This window comes from Sulfitobacter sp. THAF37, assembly GCF_009363555.1.
GTDB lineage: Bacteria > Pseudomonadota > Alphaproteobacteria > Rhodobacterales > Rhodobacteraceae > Sulfitobacter.
Map to the genome: position 1 here is coordinate 126025 of NZ_CP045374.1, position 15859 is coordinate 141883.

General features: G+C 62.8%; 13 protein-coding genes. 9 read left to right on the forward strand and 4 right to left on the reverse strand.

Annotated features, from left to right (window positions below):
• The first annotated feature begins 20 nt into the window (after positions 1 to 20).
• The 4 genes from FIU94_RS18540 to FIU94_RS18555 all read left to right on the forward strand — a co-directional run bounded on the left by FIU94_RS18540 (position 21) and on the right by FIU94_RS18555 (position 4097).
• Positions 21 to 998: a tripartite tricarboxylate transporter substrate binding protein gene (locus FIU94_RS18540; RefSeq protein ID WP_152467311.1), complete on the forward strand. Its 978-nt coding sequence runs from the start codon at positions 21 to 23 to the stop codon at positions 996 to 998.
• Positions 999 to 1081: 83 nt separating this feature from the next.
• Positions 1082 to 1555 (forward strand): tripartite tricarboxylate transporter TctB family protein, encoded by a 474-nt coding sequence (locus tag FIU94_RS18545; protein ID WP_152467312.1) that lies wholly within the window; start codon positions 1082 to 1084, stop codon positions 1553 to 1555.
• Positions 1555 to 3072 (forward strand): tripartite tricarboxylate transporter permease, encoded by a 1518-nt coding sequence (locus FIU94_RS18550; RefSeq protein ID WP_152467313.1) that lies wholly within the window; start codon positions 1555 to 1557, stop codon positions 3070 to 3072. The genes FIU94_RS18545 and FIU94_RS18550 overlap by 1 nt, the downstream gene beginning before the upstream one ends.
• Positions 3073 to 3134: 62 nt before the next feature.
• A complete protein-coding gene (locus FIU94_RS18555) occupies positions 3135 to 4097 on the forward strand; it encodes an AbrB family transcriptional regulator (RefSeq protein WP_254702686.1) in 963 nt (320 codons plus the stop codon).
• Between the two features lie 331 nt (positions 4098 to 4428).
• Here the strand turns inward: FIU94_RS18555 and FIU94_RS18560 are convergent, their stop codons facing one another.
• From FIU94_RS18560 to FIU94_RS18575, 4 genes are all read right to left on the reverse strand, one after another.
• Positions 4429 to 5625 (reverse strand): CaiB/BaiF CoA-transferase family protein, encoded by a 1197-nt coding sequence (locus FIU94_RS18560; RefSeq protein WP_152467315.1) that lies wholly within the window; start codon positions 5623 to 5625, stop codon positions 4429 to 4431.
• Positions 5622 to 6404: a CoA-transferase gene (locus FIU94_RS18565; protein WP_254702687.1), complete on the reverse strand. Its 783-nt coding sequence runs from the start codon at positions 6402 to 6404 to the stop codon at positions 5622 to 5624. The genes FIU94_RS18560 and FIU94_RS18565 overlap by 4 nt, the downstream gene beginning before the upstream one ends.
• Positions 6401 to 7210 (reverse strand): CoA transferase subunit A, encoded by an 810-nt coding sequence (locus FIU94_RS18570; protein ID WP_152467316.1) that lies wholly within the window; start codon positions 7208 to 7210, stop codon positions 6401 to 6403. Before FIU94_RS18570 ends, FIU94_RS18565 begins: the two co-directional genes overlap by 4 nt.
• Positions 7211 to 7324: 114 nt before the next feature.
• Positions 7325 to 8080: an IclR family transcriptional regulator gene (locus tag FIU94_RS18575; RefSeq protein WP_152467317.1), complete on the reverse strand. Its 756-nt coding sequence runs from the start codon at positions 8078 to 8080 to the stop codon at positions 7325 to 7327.
• 314 nt (positions 8081 to 8394) lie between these two features.
• On the opposite strand from FIU94_RS18575, the gene dctP reads away from it, so the two are divergent.
• From dctP to FIU94_RS18600, 5 genes are all read left to right on the forward strand, one after another.
• Complete coding sequence (gene dctP, locus FIU94_RS18580; protein WP_152467318.1) at positions 8395 to 9480, forward strand: TRAP transporter substrate-binding protein DctP; 1086 nt, start codon at positions 8395 to 8397, stop codon at positions 9478 to 9480.
• 11 nt (positions 9481 to 9491) lie between these two features.
• Positions 9492 to 11453, forward strand: a complete 1962-nt coding sequence (locus tag FIU94_RS18585) for a TRAP transporter large permease subunit (RefSeq protein ID WP_152467319.1) — start codon at positions 9492 to 9494, stop codon at positions 11451 to 11453.
• 46 nt (positions 11454 to 11499) lie between these two features.
• On the forward strand, positions 11500 to 12675 hold the full coding sequence (locus tag FIU94_RS18590) for an NAD(P)/FAD-dependent oxidoreductase (protein WP_152467320.1): 1176 nt from the start codon (positions 11500 to 11502) through the stop codon (positions 12673 to 12675).
• Between the two features lie 60 nt (positions 12676 to 12735).
• A complete protein-coding gene (locus FIU94_RS18595) occupies positions 12736 to 13476 on the forward strand; it encodes a GntR family transcriptional regulator (RefSeq protein WP_152467321.1) in 741 nt (246 codons plus the stop codon).
• A 64-nt stretch (positions 13477 to 13540) separates the two neighbouring features.
• Positions 13541 to 15841, forward strand: a complete 2301-nt coding sequence (locus tag FIU94_RS18600; protein WP_152467322.1) for a molybdopterin-dependent oxidoreductase — start codon at positions 13541 to 13543, stop codon at positions 15839 to 15841.
• The last annotated feature ends 18 nt before the right edge of the window (positions 15842 to 15859 follow it).

Here is a 15859-nt window from a genome sequence, read left to right on the forward strand (position 1 = left end):
TTCAAAAAGGGAGGACATCCATGTCATTCGCACGCCTTGGCGCGACCATCGTTGCCGCCGCCACCGCCTTCACCGCACCCGCTTTCGCACAGAGCCAGATTGACAGACCGGAATGCGTGGCCCCGGCCAACCCCGGTGGCGGTTTCGATCTGACCTGCCGGGTCGCTCAGACCGGGCTTGAGCCCCACATCGCCGACCCCGTCCAGGTGACGTTCATGCCCGGTGGCATCGGCGCCGTGGCCTACAACCTGTTCAACACCACCCGCACGGATGACGGGTCGGCCATCGTCGCCTTTTCAACCGGGTCGCTTCTGAACATCGTGACCGGCAAATACGGTGACTTCACCGAAAAGGATGTCCGTTGGGTCGGCACCGCCGGGGCGGACTTCGGCGCGGTCGTGGTGCGCGCTGACAGCGACTACCAGGAACTTAAGGGTCTGATGGACGATTTCTCCGCCGATCCTGCGTCTGTCGTGGTTGGTGCGGGCGGCTCGGTCGGCTCGCAGGACTGGATGAAGGGGGCGCTGCTTCTGCGCGAAGCCGGTGCGTCACCGATGGATATGCGCTACGTCGCTTTCGACGGCGGCGGTGATGCCATCGCGGCGCTCCTCGGCGGGTCGATCCAGGTCTACATGGGCGATGTGGGCGAAATGGTGCCGCACATCGAATCCGGCCAGATGCGCGTTCTCGCCGTCATGTCGCCCGACCGCCTCGATGCGCCCTTCGCCGAAATCCCGACCGCCATGGAACAGGGCTACGACGTCGAATGGACGATCCTGCGCGGCTTCTACATGGGCGGCGACGTCTCCGACGCGGACTACCAGAAGTGGGTGGACGCTTTCGAGGCCGCCTATGCGACCGAGGAATTCGCCGCCGTTCAGAAGGAAAAGGGCCTTCTGCCGCTGAACATGGCCGGCGCCGAACTCCAGGCTTCGATCGAAGAGCGCGTGCAGCGCCTGCGCGAGATCGCGACTGAAGCAGGCTTGCTCAGCAACTGACCGCAAGACACCACCGGCCCGCTTCACAGTGTTGCGGGCCGGACTTCTTTCGACATCACCCCATGAATCCGAGGAGACCCGACATGGTCGACCGCATTTTTGCCGGGGTGCTTCTGATCGTGACGCTGGCCTATTCGGTCATTGCTTTCACCACCATCAAAGCCCCCTTTCAATATGATCCGCTTGGTCCGGAAAGCTGGCCGCAGATCCTATCGCTGGTGGCGATTGCCTGCCTGCTGATGATCCTGTGGAAGCCGGACATGACGGAAATGGACGTGGCCCGTCAGACCTGGTTCCGGCTTGCCGCCACCATCGTCATGCTCTGCGCCTATGCCGAACTTTATGAACCGCTGGGCTTCATTCTCGCCACGATCCTCTTCGGCACGGCACTGTGCGCCATGCTGGGGGCCGGCATCCTTCGATCCGTCGTCTTCGGCATCGCTGCAGGGATCGGCGGCTATCTGCTCTGCGTGACGCTGCTCGACCTCAACCTGCCTGAAGGAGAGCTGATCGAGTACATGCTCCAACCCTCCTCCCAAGAAGAAGGAGCTTCGTGATGGAAGCCGTCTTTACCGGCCTCGCGACCGGCTTTGGTGTCGCACTTGATCCATTCAACCTCTTTCTCGTGCTGGCCGGATGTTTCGCCGGCACGCTCATCGGCGCTTTGCCGGGCCTCGGTCCCATCAACGGCGTTGCGATCCTTCTACCGATTGCCTACGGGCTTGGGTTCGGGCCGGAATCCGCACTGATCCTGCTGGCGGGCATCTACTATGGCGCGGAATATGGCGGGCGGATTTCGTCGATCCTATTGAACGTGCCGGGAGATGCCGGCGCGGTGATGACCACGCTCGACGGCAATCCGATGGCGCGGAACGGGGATGCGGGACGCGCCCTTTCGCTGTCGGCTGTGGCGTCCTTTATCGGCGGCACCTTCGCGGTGATCCTGATGTCGCTTTTCGCACCTTTGCTGGCAAGTTTCGCGGTCACCTTCTCGCCCGCCGATTATGTGGCCTTGATGGTCTTCGCCTTCGCTTCGCTCGCCTCGCTGGTGGGCAAGAGCACGGTCAAGACCCTGCTGGGCGCCACCATCGGTCTGATGCTGGCTACCATCGGGATCGACGCCAATACGGGCGTGCCGCGCTACACCTTCGGGATCCCGGATATCCTCGCCGGTATCGACTTCCTGATCGTCGTCGTCGGCCTGTTCGGCATGGCGGAACTGCTGACGCTGGTCGAGCATCAGGTTTCCGGCAAGCTGAAATCCCTGCCGGTGGACAAGAGCTTTGTCCGGTGGGCCGACCTCGTGAAATGCAAGTGGACGATCGCGCGCTCTTCGGTGATCGGCTTCTTCATCGGCATCCTGCCCGGCACGGGCGCGTCGGTCGCCTCTGCCGTTGCTTACGGCACCGAGAAGCGGATTTCCGACACCGGGAAGACCTTTGGAAAGGGCGATGTCCGCGGCCTTGCGGCACCCGAAGCGGCCAACAACGCTGCGGCTGGAGGAGCCATGGTTCCGATGCTGACACTGGGCATCCCCGGCTCGGGTACGACGGCTATTCTGCTGGGTGCGCTTCTGATGTTCAACATCCAGCCCGGTCCGCTGATGTTCACCCAGCGTCCCGACGTGGCCTGGGGCCTGATCGCGTCGATGTATATCGGCAACGTCGCGCTTCTGGTCATCAACCTGCCGCTGGTGGGCCTCTTCGCCCGGATGCTGACGATCCCGCAGCACTACCTGACACCGTTGATCGCGATCCTCGCCTTTATCGGCATCTATACCATCGTCGGCAACCCGTTCGACCTGCTGCTGATCACCGGCCTCGGTCTCTTCGGCTGGATTCTGCGCAAGCTGGATTTCTCCCTGGCACCGGTCATCCTCGGATTTGTTCTCGGAAGCCTGTTCGAGAACAACCTGCGGCGCGCCCTGTCGATCTCGGGCGGAGATTGGGGAATTCTCGTTCAGGACTACAAGAGCATAATTCTCTACGTGCTGGCCGCGCTCGTCGTCATCCTGCCGATCTGGCTTTCTCGCCGGGCACGCACCTTGGAAGGTGACGTGACACCCCATGGCTGAAAATGGCAGGTGAGCTGAAAAAATACGCGGTCACACTTGCGGCCGCGCTCACTGGGGCGGCCTTGGCCGCCCTGGTTGGCATTCCGGCTGGGGCACTCATCGGCAGTACGCTGGCTGTCGCCGCAGTTGCAGCGACGCGATACGGCGTCGGATTGCCGCCAAGGTTGCGCGACGTCGCTTTCGCGACGATCGGCGTCTCGCTTGGGGCAGGTGTCGACGAAGGGCTGATCGGCCAGCTCGAAACCTGGGCCGCGAGTCTCGTCATTCTCCTTGGGTCGCTGGTGGCAACAATCCTTGTCGGCCGGGTCGTTCTCATGCGCTGGTTCGGCCTTGATGGGAAGACGGCAACGCTCGCCAGTGCGCCGGGCACGATGTCGAACGCCGTTGCCATCGCCAGTGAAGGACACGGGGATGCCAAGGCCGTGATGATCTTGCAGTTGGTCCGCCTTGTGTTCCTGGCGGTGGCGGTTCCACCTCTCGCCGTTGCGCTGAACGGATCGGCCGGTGGGAGCATTGCGGACGATGCAGCGATGTCAGTGGCCGTCTTCATCGGGCTCTTGGCTGTCTCGACGGCACTTGGCCTGTTGGGCGGTCGGGTCGGATTACCTGCCGCCAGCCTGTTGGCCGGCATGATTGTAAGCGCCGGTCTTCATGGCGTCGGCCTGATCGACGGCCCGTCCCCGCCTTGGGCAATCTTCGCGGCTTTCGCCGTGACCGGCGCCGTCATCAGCACCCGTATGAGCAACGTCACTGCGCGCGACGCGAAACGATACGCCGTTGCGGGACTCGCCATGGTGGGCGTATCGCTTGTCACCTCGCTTGCCTTCGCGCTGCTCGCGCAGGCCGTGACGCGGCTTGAACTGGGCCAGATCCTGATTGCCTACGCGCCCGGCGGTGTCGAGGCGATGGCGGCGATCGGCCTGTCTCTCGGATACGATCCCACCTACGTTGCGGTGCACCATTTTGCCCGGATCTTCGCGCTTGTCGTCATTGTCCCGGTTGTTCTGAAAATGGCGGAGCGTTGAGGCGCGGAAAAAAGGCAGCCTTCCCTCAGCCTCGCAACGGGTTCCTGACCAATTCATCCAGTATGATCTGAAGTGGACCGTGGCCCCCTTCGGGGCCGCATAAGCCGCTGTAGAGGAGACCCATTACCTATACAGCCCGAAGCTGGACGAAGAGAGCCTGCAGATCGCGGATCTGCTATCGGGGCTGACAGCAGCGAAGAAGACCAGGGGCTTCGCCCGTTCCACGTGCATGGCGCGCCCTGCGGTCGGACGCGCGTGGACGGCTGATTTTTCGGGACTGCCGGGGCCTGCTCAGCGATAATGGTCCCAGGTTACAGCCTGGCCGGAGGCGTCAGTCTTGTGTGCCGGGTTCAATCAGCGCGTCACCGAAGGTCGCGGGATCAAGGTCCAGTTCGGCCATCACCTCGGCACTGTGCTGGGCAAAGGCGGGCGGTTTGCGGTCGTAGCGGGCGGGGCTGCGCGACAGTTTGATCGGGCTGCCGGTGCCGCGATAATCGTCGATGTCCACCACCATTTCGCGGTGCTGTGTGTGCGGATCGGCGATCACCTGATCAATCGACCGCACCATGCCGCAGGGCACACCGGCCTTGAGCAGATCGTCCGCCAGCTGCGCGCAGTCGTGCGGGAGCATGGCGGCCTCAAGCTCGGCCTTGAGCGCATCGCGGTTCTGGTTGCGCTGGCTGTTGTCGGCAAAGCGGGGATCCTCGGGCAGGTCTTCGCGACCGATCATCCGGCACAGCGTGGCGAACTGACGGTTGTTGCCGACGGCCAGGAAGATGGGGTCGGTCCCCGTGGCGAAGGTATCGTAGGGGCAGATGTTGGGATGCGCGTTGCCGGAAGGACCGGGCACCTTGCCCGACAGGTAGTGGTTGGGCAGATGCGGATGCAGCAGGGAAAACCCGCAGTCATACAGCGTCGTCTCGACGAACTGGCCCTTGCCGCTGCTGTGCCGTTCGTTGATCGCCATCAGAATGCCGATCACCGCATTCAGGCCGGTGGTCATGTCGACCACCGGCAGGCCGACGCGAAGGGGCTGGCCGTCACGCTCTCCGTTGACGCTCATGATCCCCGCCGAAGCCTGGATCGCGGCATCGTAACCGGGCATCCCGCCCAGCGGACCGTCCGCGCCAAAGCCGGAGACACGGCAATGGACCAGGCGGGGAAACCGGCGTTCGATCTCGTCCTCCGACAGGCCCCATTTGTCGAGCGTGCCGGTCTTGAAGTTTTCGATGAAGACATCCGCTGTCTCAAGCAGCTTGCCCAGCAGCTCCTGCCCCGTCTCCTGCCGCAGGTCGATGGCGATGCCGCGCTTGTTGCGGTTGACGCCGATGAAATAGCTCGCGGCGTCATCCTTGAAAGGCGGCCCCCAGCCGCGGGTTTCGTCACCCGTGGGCGGCTCGACCTTGATCACGTCCGCCCCGTGGTCGGCCAGGATCTGTCCGGCATAGGGGCCGCCCAGCACGCGGCTGGCATCAATCACGCGAAGACCGGCAAGGGAGCCGGATGGGGTCGTCTGCGTCGTGGTCATGCGGTGGCCTTTCTGTCGGTCGTCTGGATGGTCGCGCGCAGCTCTGCGGCAAAGGCGGGATAGGTTTCGGCAAGTTCGTCCATCACGCGGGTCCGCAACAGATGCAGCGTTGCCGCATCGGGGGCGGGGGTGGTGGCCGGGTCATCCGCGTGCTCAAAGGCAAAGCCCGTCGCCTCTGTCACCTCCGCCAGCGTATGGTCGGGGTGGAGCGACGCCAGACGGAAGCCGCGCCTGTCCTTGTCGAAGTCGAACAGCGCCTTGCCGGTCAACAGCGCGTAGGGCCCACCGGGGCGGTAAATCTCAGGGTCACTGGTGCCGGGGGTCGAGATGAAATCGACCTTGTCGACGAAGACGCGCGGGCTGTGTTCCTCGCGGTAGAGGATCACGCGGGGCACGACGTAATAGAGATACCCCGAGCCGAAGCTGCCGGGCCAGCGCGGTGCGCTGCGCGGGTAGTCGCCAACACCCACCAGGTTGATGTTGCCGTGCCTGTCGATCTGCCCGCCGCCCAGAAAGAACGCGTCGATCCGGCCCTGTCCGGCGGCATCGAAGAGTTCGGCGGACCCGTTGGTAAAGAAGTTGTGGGCCTCGGACCCGAGGACAGAGATCCTGAGCGGCGGCGCCCCGGCAGTGTCACGCAGGGCGCGGGCCAGCATGGCACCGGCGGCAGGCACCGGCGACGCGGCACCAACGGCCACGCAGCGGCACCCGTCAAGCAGGGTCGCGACGGTGCAGATCAGGATCTCGCGTGGCGTGGCGGGGGGCATGTCGTGGTTCATGCCATCACCTCCGCCCTCTGGGCACCGATGTAGTCGGCAAAACCCTCGTCGCTGCGCGCGGCCTTTGCGTAGCGTGCGATCTCTTCCTGGTCGGTGGGGTATTCGCCCCACAGGCCGTAGGGCCATGCGCCCTTTTCGGCAACGGCGACATCGGTCACGTAAAGACCCGGCAAGGTTCCTGCGGCCAGCTTTTCGTCGTCAAGCAGGCGCGTCTCCACGATCCGTTCGACAGTGACCAGGGTCTGGCGGGCAGCATAGGCCATCGCGGCGAGTTCCCGGCGGCGGCCGATCCAGACATTGCCCTCGCGGTCGGCCATCGGGGCGTGGAAAATCGCGGTGTCCGGGTGGATCGCGGGGATCAGCACGATCGGATCGGGCTGGTCGGAGATCGGGTTGTCGATCACGGTCCAGTCCGGGCGGTTGCGCAGCAGGTCGCTGCCGATCAACCCGCGCATCGGCATGAAGGGGACGCCTTTCTGGGCGGCCATGAGGCCTGCGTGAATCGCCGGGCAGGTTGCGTCCTGCAGGCCAATGCGGCCTTCCTTGACGGCTGCATTGAACCGGGGCGCGCCACCGGCTTCGCCGAGGCTGACGGCGCTGGTCTCGACCGCGCGGACCTGTCCGGCACCGATCAGCATATCCGCCTGCATCCCGCCCGTGGGCACGCAGATCAGCTTCAGATCCTTCGTGCCGAGTTCGATCAGCGCATGTGTCATCGCCATGGAAACGCCGGCATAATCGACAGGAACCGCGACCGCGCTTCCCGGTGCGATCTGCGCGGCCAGCGCGAGTACGTCGGTTGCCATAGATCTATCCCCTGCGTCGTGGAAGCCCGTTGTGTTCCATAATATGAACCAATGTTCCAAAACTATCAAAAGATGCAGAACTGTCAATCTGGTCGCGCGTTCGGTCGGCGCAGATCAGCTGTCTCCGGAATATCCAAGACTGCCAGACGTATCCCGTGCAGCGGCAACAACGTGCTGTGAGAATTCGCGCAGCTGGCGGGCTTTCAATCTGGTGTCGGGACCGGAAATGCCGATTGCACCGGCAAGCTGACCGTTCGGCCCAAGGATCGCGCAGGCGCAGGCCGCGATGCCATCACGCCACTCGCCTTGCGGCACAATTGCGAAACCCTGGCGCCTGATCTTTGCAAGGTCCGCGCGGAGGTCGTCCAGACGCGTCAGCGTCGTCGCAGTATAGGGGGTCAGCTCGGGGCCGAGAGCGTCCAGATAATCATCCGGCATCTGCGCCAGCATCGCCTTGCCTGTCGCCATTGTATAGGCGGGCGCGCGCGCGCCGATGCGGGTATGCGCGCGGACGTGGTGATCGGTTTCGATCTTATCGATATAGACCACGTCCAGACCCTGCAGAACCGAAAGGTGCACGGTTTCGTGGGTCAGTTCGGCCAGCCGCTGCATCGCGGGACGGGCGGCGCCAACCAGATCCACACGACCCATCACACGCTGCCCCAGCTCCCAGATCTTGATCGTCAGCTTATATGCCGTCTGGTTTGGCACCTGCTGGACAAAGCCGTTTTGTTGAAGCGTCGCCAGCAGACGGTGCACATTGCTCTTGGTCAGTTCCAGTTCGACGGCAAGGTCCGTCACGCCACGCGGGCGGTCGCTGTTTGCCAGCGCCTCGATCAGCCGAATGCCTTTGGTGAATGCCTTGTCCATTTCCGCAACATCCATCGGTCGCTCGGAAAACGCAATGATCCTCGCGTAGGGCGAGCTCGCGCACTATTGAATGCAATGCACTGGCGTTCTGAAATATAGAACAAAGTATCTCTATTCAGAAAATTTTCTATGCTTCCGTGTAAGTGGTTGTATTTTCTTCGTACATTAAGTTTGACAGAATGGCTTAGCCTATTGCATTTTGCATACAAAGTTGAACGAAGAGGAGTCGTTCAGCTTTGTCTCGGTCTAGGTCGCGAGCAATCCCGCACGGCGACAAGGGCTTCAGGCCAGGATCCACCCCGTCAAACGGGTGGGTGACGGCGCACGCACCGCACTGGCGGGCACCGACGAAACGGGACGGCCTTGGGACCGTCGGAGGAGGAACAATGAAATATTTTGGACGTATCACATCGTCGGTTATGGCCGCGACTATTTCTCTGGCGGTGGCCGGCGGGGCACAGTCCGAAGAAGTCCTGCGCTTTGGATCGGGGCAGGCGAACGATAGCCCACTGTATCAGCTCACCTACAAAAAGTGGGTGGACGCGATCAATGAAGAAGCTGATGGCGAGATGACCATCACCAATTTCCCGCCGCCCTTTGCGACTGCCACGAACACCTGGGAACGTGTGGTTCAGGGCGTTGCTGACATAGGCGTTGCCGGCCTTCCCATCTCGGGTATTCCGCTGGAAAAGACGCTGGTGACGACGCTGCCGTCGACCGAAGTGACCGATATGAAGGCCGCATCAATGGCGCTGGCGGAAACCTACGAAAAGGGCCTGCTGGATGACTCGCTCGAAGAGGTCAAGATCCTCGCCATCTACACGGTTCTGCCGACCCGCTTCTATAGCCGTGAGCCGATTTCGGATGTTGAGCAGCTCAAGGGCATGAAGGTCCGCGCCCAGGATGCCAACATGGTGAAAGCCATGAGCAAGCTAGGCGCCGCGGCGGTTTCAATCCCCTTCTCCGAGGGGTACCAGGCGATTTCGCGCGGCGTGGTCGAGGCGTCGTCGGGCAACGAGATCACGCAGTACACCTACAAGTGGTCCGATTACCTCAAGCACGGGATCGAAGACATCACCTTTGGGATGACGCCCTTCGCGATCATCATGAACAAGGACAAGTACGAAAGCCTGTCTCCAGAAATGAAGGCGATCATCGACAAGAACTCCGGCTTGGCGCTAACCGAAATGATGGCAACCGCCCAGACGGGCATTCAGCAGAAGTTCTCGGATGAAATGGTCGCTGATGGTCGTCTGACCTGGCACAAGCTGTCGCCGGAACAGTTCGAGATCTGGAAGGCTGCGATCTCGCCTGTTGTCGAGGAATGGCTCGAAAACGGCGACGGCGTCCAAGAGACCTATGACGCCTTTATGGAAAGCTATGAGGCGAACCTGAAGTGAGCGAGGCGGCCGTGGCACTTCCGACCGACGTGCGTGACCGTCACATCGAATTGTACGGGTCGGAGCATCATGGTCGCCAAATCGACGGGCTGCTGGCCCGCATTGATAACAGATTGGCCGGGTTCAACCGGCTGATCGCCCTGATCGGGGTTGTCGCGATCCTGATCACTGCGCTGATCCAGACACTAGACGTGATCGTGATGCGGGGGCTGTTCAGCTCTCCTCTCACAGGGATCAACGAAATATTTTCGACCACCTTTCCCGTGTCCATTGCGGCGGTTCTGGCCGCCGGACTGTCGCAGCGCGCGACGCTTGAGGTGGATGTCTTGGCGGGAATTCTGTCGCCCCGTGCGGTGCGCTACCTGCGCGGGATCGGGGCTGTGCTTTATCTGGGCGCGCTCATTCTGGTCTTCTGGGGCGTGACGCTTCAGGCAGAGTCGACCCTGAGCCGGGGAACCTACACGATCCTGAACGAAATTCCGGTCGGGCCCTTCTATGCCGCCGTCGCGGTCCTGTTTCTGTTGACCACCCCCACGCAGCTGGTTGTCGCCCTGCGCCTTGCGCTTGAGGCGCATTCCCGCTGGCCTGTGGCGATTGCAATGGTCTTCGTCCCCGGTGGTCTGATCCTGGCCCTGTTCACTTGGATCGCGCTGAGCTTCGGGGGCTTCTTCATGACGAATATGGTGGCCTCGATGCTGGCGATCATTGCGCTGATCTGGGTGCTGATCTTCACCTTTGTTCCGGTGGCCGCGACGCTGACGCTGTGTTCAATGCTAGGCATCGCGCTCATCTTCGGGGCAGAAGGCGCCATCGCAACGCTTGGCGGCGAAACCACGGCCCTGCTGTCGAGCTATGACATCGCGGTCGTTCCGTTCTTTCTGATCATGGGCGGGCTTGCCGTGCGGTCTGGCATGGCGGCGGATATCTACAACTTCGCCTCGGCAATCTCGGCACCGTTTCGCGGGGGGCTCGCGCTTGGCACCATCGGCGGCTGCGCGGGGTTTGGCGCGCTGACGGGATCTTCCGTCGCGACCGTCGCGACGATCGGCAAAGCGGCCTTTCCGGAGATGAAGAGCCGTGGCTATTCGCCGTTGCTGTCAAGCGGCGTGATCGCCGCCGGCGGCACGCTTGGCCAGCTTGTGCCGCCGTCCACTGTCGTCGTCATCTATGCCATGATGACCGAGCAGTCTATCGGGCTGATGTACGCGGCGATCTTTATCCCCGCGCTGATCACGATCGTGCTTTATGTCGCTGCCGTCTTCCTGTTCCTCGCCGCCTCGCCCAAAAGTGCGCCGCTCGGGGCCAACTGGAGCGGTCGCGAGATCCTGCAGTGTGGGGGGCGCGCCCTGCCTGCTGTCACCATGTTCGTGGTCATCTTTGGCGGTATGTTTGCCGGGATCTTCACGGCGAGCGAAGCCGCCGCCGTCGGCGCTGTTTTCGCCGCCCTGGTGCTGGTGCTGCGCAAATCCTACCGGCTGCGCGACACGCCCGAGATCGTGGCGGAGGTCACTGCCACCACCTCGATGATTTATATGCTGATCATCGGTGGTTTCGCTTCGACCTTCTTCTTCTCTGCCACCGGCCTGCCGGAACTTGCCGCGCGGTCTATCGGTGGTCTGCCTGTGCCGGCCTGGGTTGTCGTGACGCTGATCTGCTTGGCCTTTCTGGTCATCGGCACAATCATGGATTCCATCGCGGTGATGATGGTCACGGCCTCGGTCACGGCATCGATCGTGTCGTCGCTTGGGTACGATGTCATTTGGTGGGGCGTCGTCATGGTGGTGATCGTGGAGCTCGGGGTGATCACGCCGCCCTTCGGGCTGAACCTCTTCGCCCTCAAGAGCGTCGCCCCGGAAATCACGATCCGGCAAATCTATGGTGGCGTCCTGCCGTTTGTGGCGGCCGACGTCTTCAAGCTCGTGCTGCTGATCGCGTTCCCCGCGCTGGCGCTCTGGCTTCCCTCCCTGATGTAAGAATGCGGTTTCGTCCGCGTCATGAACAGAAATCGAAAGGTTCGGCATGAAAGACTCTGTAATTATCGTTGGCGGCGGGCCCGTCGGTCTTCTGACGGCGCTTGGTCTGGGCCAGAAAGGCATCGAGGTCACCGTGCTTGAAGCGGAGGAACGTCCAAACGACAGCCCGCGCGCGCTGGCTTATCCGGCGCCGATCCTGGAACACTTCGACAGCCTCGGCATCCTTGAGCAGCTCAAGGGTATTGGCATTGTCAAAACGGCGCTGGACTGGCTGGTCCATGATACGGGCGAGTTCCTGCACATGAGCATGGACTGCATGAAAGAGGTATCGGACTATCCGATGAGCCTGCATGTGGGACAGGACAAGATCGCGCTGGTGGTCCTGGACAAACTGGCAGAGCTGCCGAATGTCACCGTGCGCTTTTCTGCACGCGTCAAAGACATCGCGCAGGATCAAGCCGGTGTTCGAGTGACACTCGACGATGGTGCCGAGGGTGAAGTCGTCGAAGGCGGCTGGCTGGTTGGCTGCGACGGCGCGTCGAGCGTGGTTCGTGAGCGCGTGATGAAGACCAACTTTTTTGGCATCACCTGGCCCGAGCGGTTTGTCGCGACCAACATCTATTTCGATTTCGAAGCCGAGGGCTACACCGCAACCACCTTCCAGGTCGATCACGAGAATGGGGCCGTCATCGTCAAAATCGACCCAGAAGGGCTTTGGCGCTGTACCTACATGGAGAGTGAGGCGCTTCCGGTGGAAACGGTCGGCGACCGGATTGCCGAGAAATTCAAGACGCTGCTACCGGGGGACGGGGCGTGGACGCTGAAGCAGCATTCGCCCTACCGGATGCACCAGCGCTGCGCCGATACGATGCGGGACGGGCGGATCGTTCTTGCCGGGGACGCTGCGCATATCACCAACCCGACGGGCGGGCTGGGACTGACCAGCGGGGTGCTGGACAGCATGGCGGTGGTCGAGGTTCTGGGCCAGGTCATCAACGATGGCCGCGACAGTGCGATCCTGACCGAATACTCGGATGACCGTCGGCGAAAGTTTATTGAAATCGCATCGCCGCGTGCATCGCAGAACAAGCAGGTCGTCTTTCACATGGCACCTGGACATCAGCGTGAGGAATGGCTTGCCCATATGCGCCGCGCATCCCAGAGCCCCGACATGTTGCGGCAGATGTTCTCGTTCTCGGAACAGCTGGTGAGCCGCTTTTGATGGGTCCCCGGTCGTCATATCCACGGGACAGCGGCGCGGCGTAATGACAGGATCCTTGCCATGAACCAGCACATTGTATACAAAAATGAGGGCAGCCAGGAGGAGAAGGCCAGCGTGGACGACAGCAAACGCCGGATTCTTGATATCAAACGTCAGCCAACCGTTCAGTTGGTGGCGGACCGCCTTCGCGAAGCCATCATCGAGGGACATTTCGCGATTGGCGAGCCTTTGAACGAAGCGCGCCTGGCGCAGGAGTTCAATGTCAGCCGAACCCCGCTGCGCGAAGTCTTTCGTATTCTCGAAACCGAACGGCTGCTCAGCTCCGAACCTTATCGGGGCGTCCGGGTCTTCACGATGGACGACGAAGAGACGGAGGAAATCACCGCCTTCCGGATCCATATCGAAACCATCGCCCTGCGCGAAGCGGCATACCTGGCCAAAGAGCCTTTGTTGGCCAATCTGCGCGAGGTGACCGCCCGGATCGAAACGGTTGTCTCGGCGGGGCAGCGGGACGAGTTCGCGGCACTGGATACCGAATTTCACGACGCCTTCGTGACTCATGCGGGCAACCGGTATATCGGCCGGGCGTTCGACATTTTCCGCTGGCGGTTCGCGGCCCTGCGGCACCTGCTCAAACATGATGAACAAGTCCTCGAACGGTCGTGCAACGGCCACCGGCAGATTATCGAGATGATCGCGCAGGATCGCGTCGACGATGCCTGCGAGATCCTTCGGGATCACATCCAGAACGGCAAGAACCGGTTCATGCAAAGCCTCAAAGAGGCAGTTCCACCGAAATAATCAGCGGCGCACGGTCGGCCTAGGCCAGACCGACGGACGCAACACAACCGGGAACAACAGGATCATGCGAAAGACGATACGTCACAGCAGCCATTGGGGCGCCTTCGACCTTGATGTGGAAGACAACCGGATCTCGGCTGTCCGGCCCTTCCAAAAGGACCCGAACCCGTCCGAGATCATCGGGTCGGTCGCCGACTGGGCGACCTCACCGCGTCGGCTGACCTTCCCGGTGGTCCGTCGCGGCTGGCTGGAGCGCCGCGACCGCAGGGGCCGGGCTGAAGACAGCTATGTCCGCGTCACCTGGGACGAGGCAGAGGAACTGGTCGCGGGAGAGATCCGCCGCGTCGCCGACACCTACGGGAACGAGGCGATCTTTGCCGGGTCCTATGGCTGGACCAGCGCGGGACGGTTTCACCATGCCGCCACGCTGCTCAAGCGGATGCTGGGGCTGGCCGGCGGATATGTCGGCCACATGGATACCTATTCGATCGCGGCGGGGCCGGTGATCCTGCGTCACATCCTGGGCGAGGCGCATGCCTGCCAGGGCAGGGGAACCACGCTCGACACTGTCGTCGAGAACAGTGAGATCGTCGTGATCTTTGGCGCGCTCTCTCCGCGCACCGCGCAGAACGAAGCGGGGGGCGTCGCGCGGCATCGGCTTGAGGGCTATCTTCAGGACCTGGTGGATCGTGGTACGCGCATCGTTCTGGTGTCACCCAGTCGCGACGATCTGCCCGACTGGGTGCCCGCCGACTGGTGGCCGATCCGTCCTGGCACCGACACCGCCCTGATGCTGGCCCTGTCGCAGGAGATCGTGGCGGCCGGGTTGCACGACCGGGCCCTGATCGACCGGCTTGCCTCGGGCGTGGAGGAATTCCTCGCGCATCTGAGCGGGCAGGGCGACAGCGTCACGAAGTCTGCCGATTGGGCCGAAGGTATCACGGGGATTGAGGCGGATCGCATCCGGTCGCTGGCCCGCGATATCGCCCGCAAGCGCACCATGCTTCTGGCCAGCTGGAGTTTGCAACGTGCGCAATACGGCGAACAGCCGTACTGGGCAGCGGTCGCGTTGTCCTGCGTGGCGGGGCAGATCGGCCTTCCGGGCGGCGGCGTCGGCTTCGGGTTCGGATCGCTGGCTTGTGTCGGCGCACCCTTCGGAACCGGCAAGTCCCCCGCGATGTCGGCGGGTGTCAATCCGACCGGAGAGTTCATACCGGTCGCACGGGTGAGCGACATGCTTCTGAACCCCGGCGCGCCATTCGACTACGAAGGACAGACGCGGCATTATCCCGACATCCGCCTTGTTTACTGGGCGGGGGGCAATCCGTTCCACCACCATCAGGACCTCACCCGGCTGATGGAAGGATGGCAGCGCCCCGAGACGATCATCGTGCAGGACCCGATGTGGACGGCAACGGCGCAGCGGGGCGACATCGTCTTGCCCGCCAGCACCTCGCTTGAACGGAACGATATTGCGGGATCGCGGCGCTCGGATCACATGATTGCAATGCAGCAGGCCATCGCCCCTCTTGGCGAGGCGCGGTCTGACTACGAGATTTTCTCGGCCCTTGCGACACGGCTCGGCGTCGGCGAGGCCTTTACCGAGGGCCGGGACGAGATGAGCTGGCTGCGCCACATCTATGACCTCACCCGGGCAGACGCGCAGGACCGTCTGAGGTTCGAGATGCCAGATTTCGACAGCTTCTGGGCCGAGGGTGACGCCCCGATGCCGGTCCAGTCGGGCGCGACCTACCTGTCGGATTTCAGGGCTGACCCCGAGGCCGCACCCCTTGCCACGCCGACCGGGCGGATCCTGCTTCATAGCGATCTGCTGGCCGAACGCGAATATGAAGATTGCCCCCCCGTCCCCAGCTGGCTGCCGCCGACCGAATGGCTGGACGGGGCGGATCGCACCGCGCCGGATGTGTTTCACATGCTGACCCCGCAGCCGGTCGGACGGCTTCATTCCCAGCTTGAGGCCGCCCCGGCGAGCCTCAAGATGAAACGCGACGGCCTTGAACAGTTGCAGATGGCGCCCGCTGATGCCGGAAGGCTTGGCCTGACCGACGGCGCTTGCCTGCTGGTTTCAAACACCCGCGGGCGGTGCCTGGCGAGCCTCACAGTCGACGGCAACCTCGCGCCGGGCGTGGTGCGCCTGCCCACGGGTGCCTGGCTCGCGCTGGAGGATGGGCTTGAGATGTCCGGCAATCCCAACATCCTGACGCGGGACATCCCCGCCTCGCAGTTCAGCCAGGGCTGCGCGGCGCAGACCTGCCTCGTGCGGGTCGAACCCTATCGCGGAAACCTGCCCCGGCAGGAGGACCGCCACCACCCCGAACGCTGGATTGTCCCGGCCGCCGAATGATCGTCGCTGCGCGGCGCC

What these genes read in the sequence shown, in the direction of transcription:
- FIU94_RS18600 (WP_152467322.1), top strand. Translation starts at nt 13,541, where the DNA reads ATGCGAAAGACGATACGTCACAGCAGCCATTGGGGCGCCTTCGACCTT.
- FIU94_RS18570 (WP_152467316.1), bottom strand. Translation starts at nt 7,210, where the DNA reads ATGGCAACCGACGTACTCGCGCTGGCCGCGCAGATCGCACCGGGAAGC.
- FIU94_RS18595 (WP_152467321.1), top strand. Translation starts at nt 12,736, where the DNA reads ATGAACCAGCACATTGTATACAAAAATGAGGGCAGCCAGGAGGAGAAG.
- FIU94_RS18565 (WP_254702687.1), bottom strand. Translation starts at nt 6,404, where the DNA reads ATGAACCACGACATGCCCCCCGCCACGCCACGCGAGATCCTGATCTGC.
- FIU94_RS18590 (WP_152467320.1), top strand. Translation starts at nt 11,500, where the DNA reads ATGAAAGACTCTGTAATTATCGTTGGCGGCGGGCCCGTCGGTCTTCTG.
- FIU94_RS18560 (WP_152467315.1), bottom strand. Translation starts at nt 5,625, where the DNA reads ATGACCACGACGCAGACGACCCCATCCGGCTCCCTTGCCGGTCTTCGC.
- FIU94_RS18550 (WP_152467313.1), top strand. Translation starts at nt 1,555, where the DNA reads ATGGAAGCCGTCTTTACCGGCCTCGCGACCGGCTTTGGTGTCGCACTT.
- FIU94_RS18540 (WP_152467311.1), top strand. Translation starts at nt 21, where the DNA reads ATGTCATTCGCACGCCTTGGCGCGACCATCGTTGCCGCCGCCACCGCC.
- FIU94_RS18575 (WP_152467317.1), bottom strand. Translation starts at nt 8,080, where the DNA reads ATGGACAAGGCATTCACCAAAGGCATTCGGCTGATCGAGGCGCTGGCA.
- FIU94_RS18545 (WP_152467312.1), top strand. Translation starts at nt 1,082, where the DNA reads ATGGTCGACCGCATTTTTGCCGGGGTGCTTCTGATCGTGACGCTGGCC.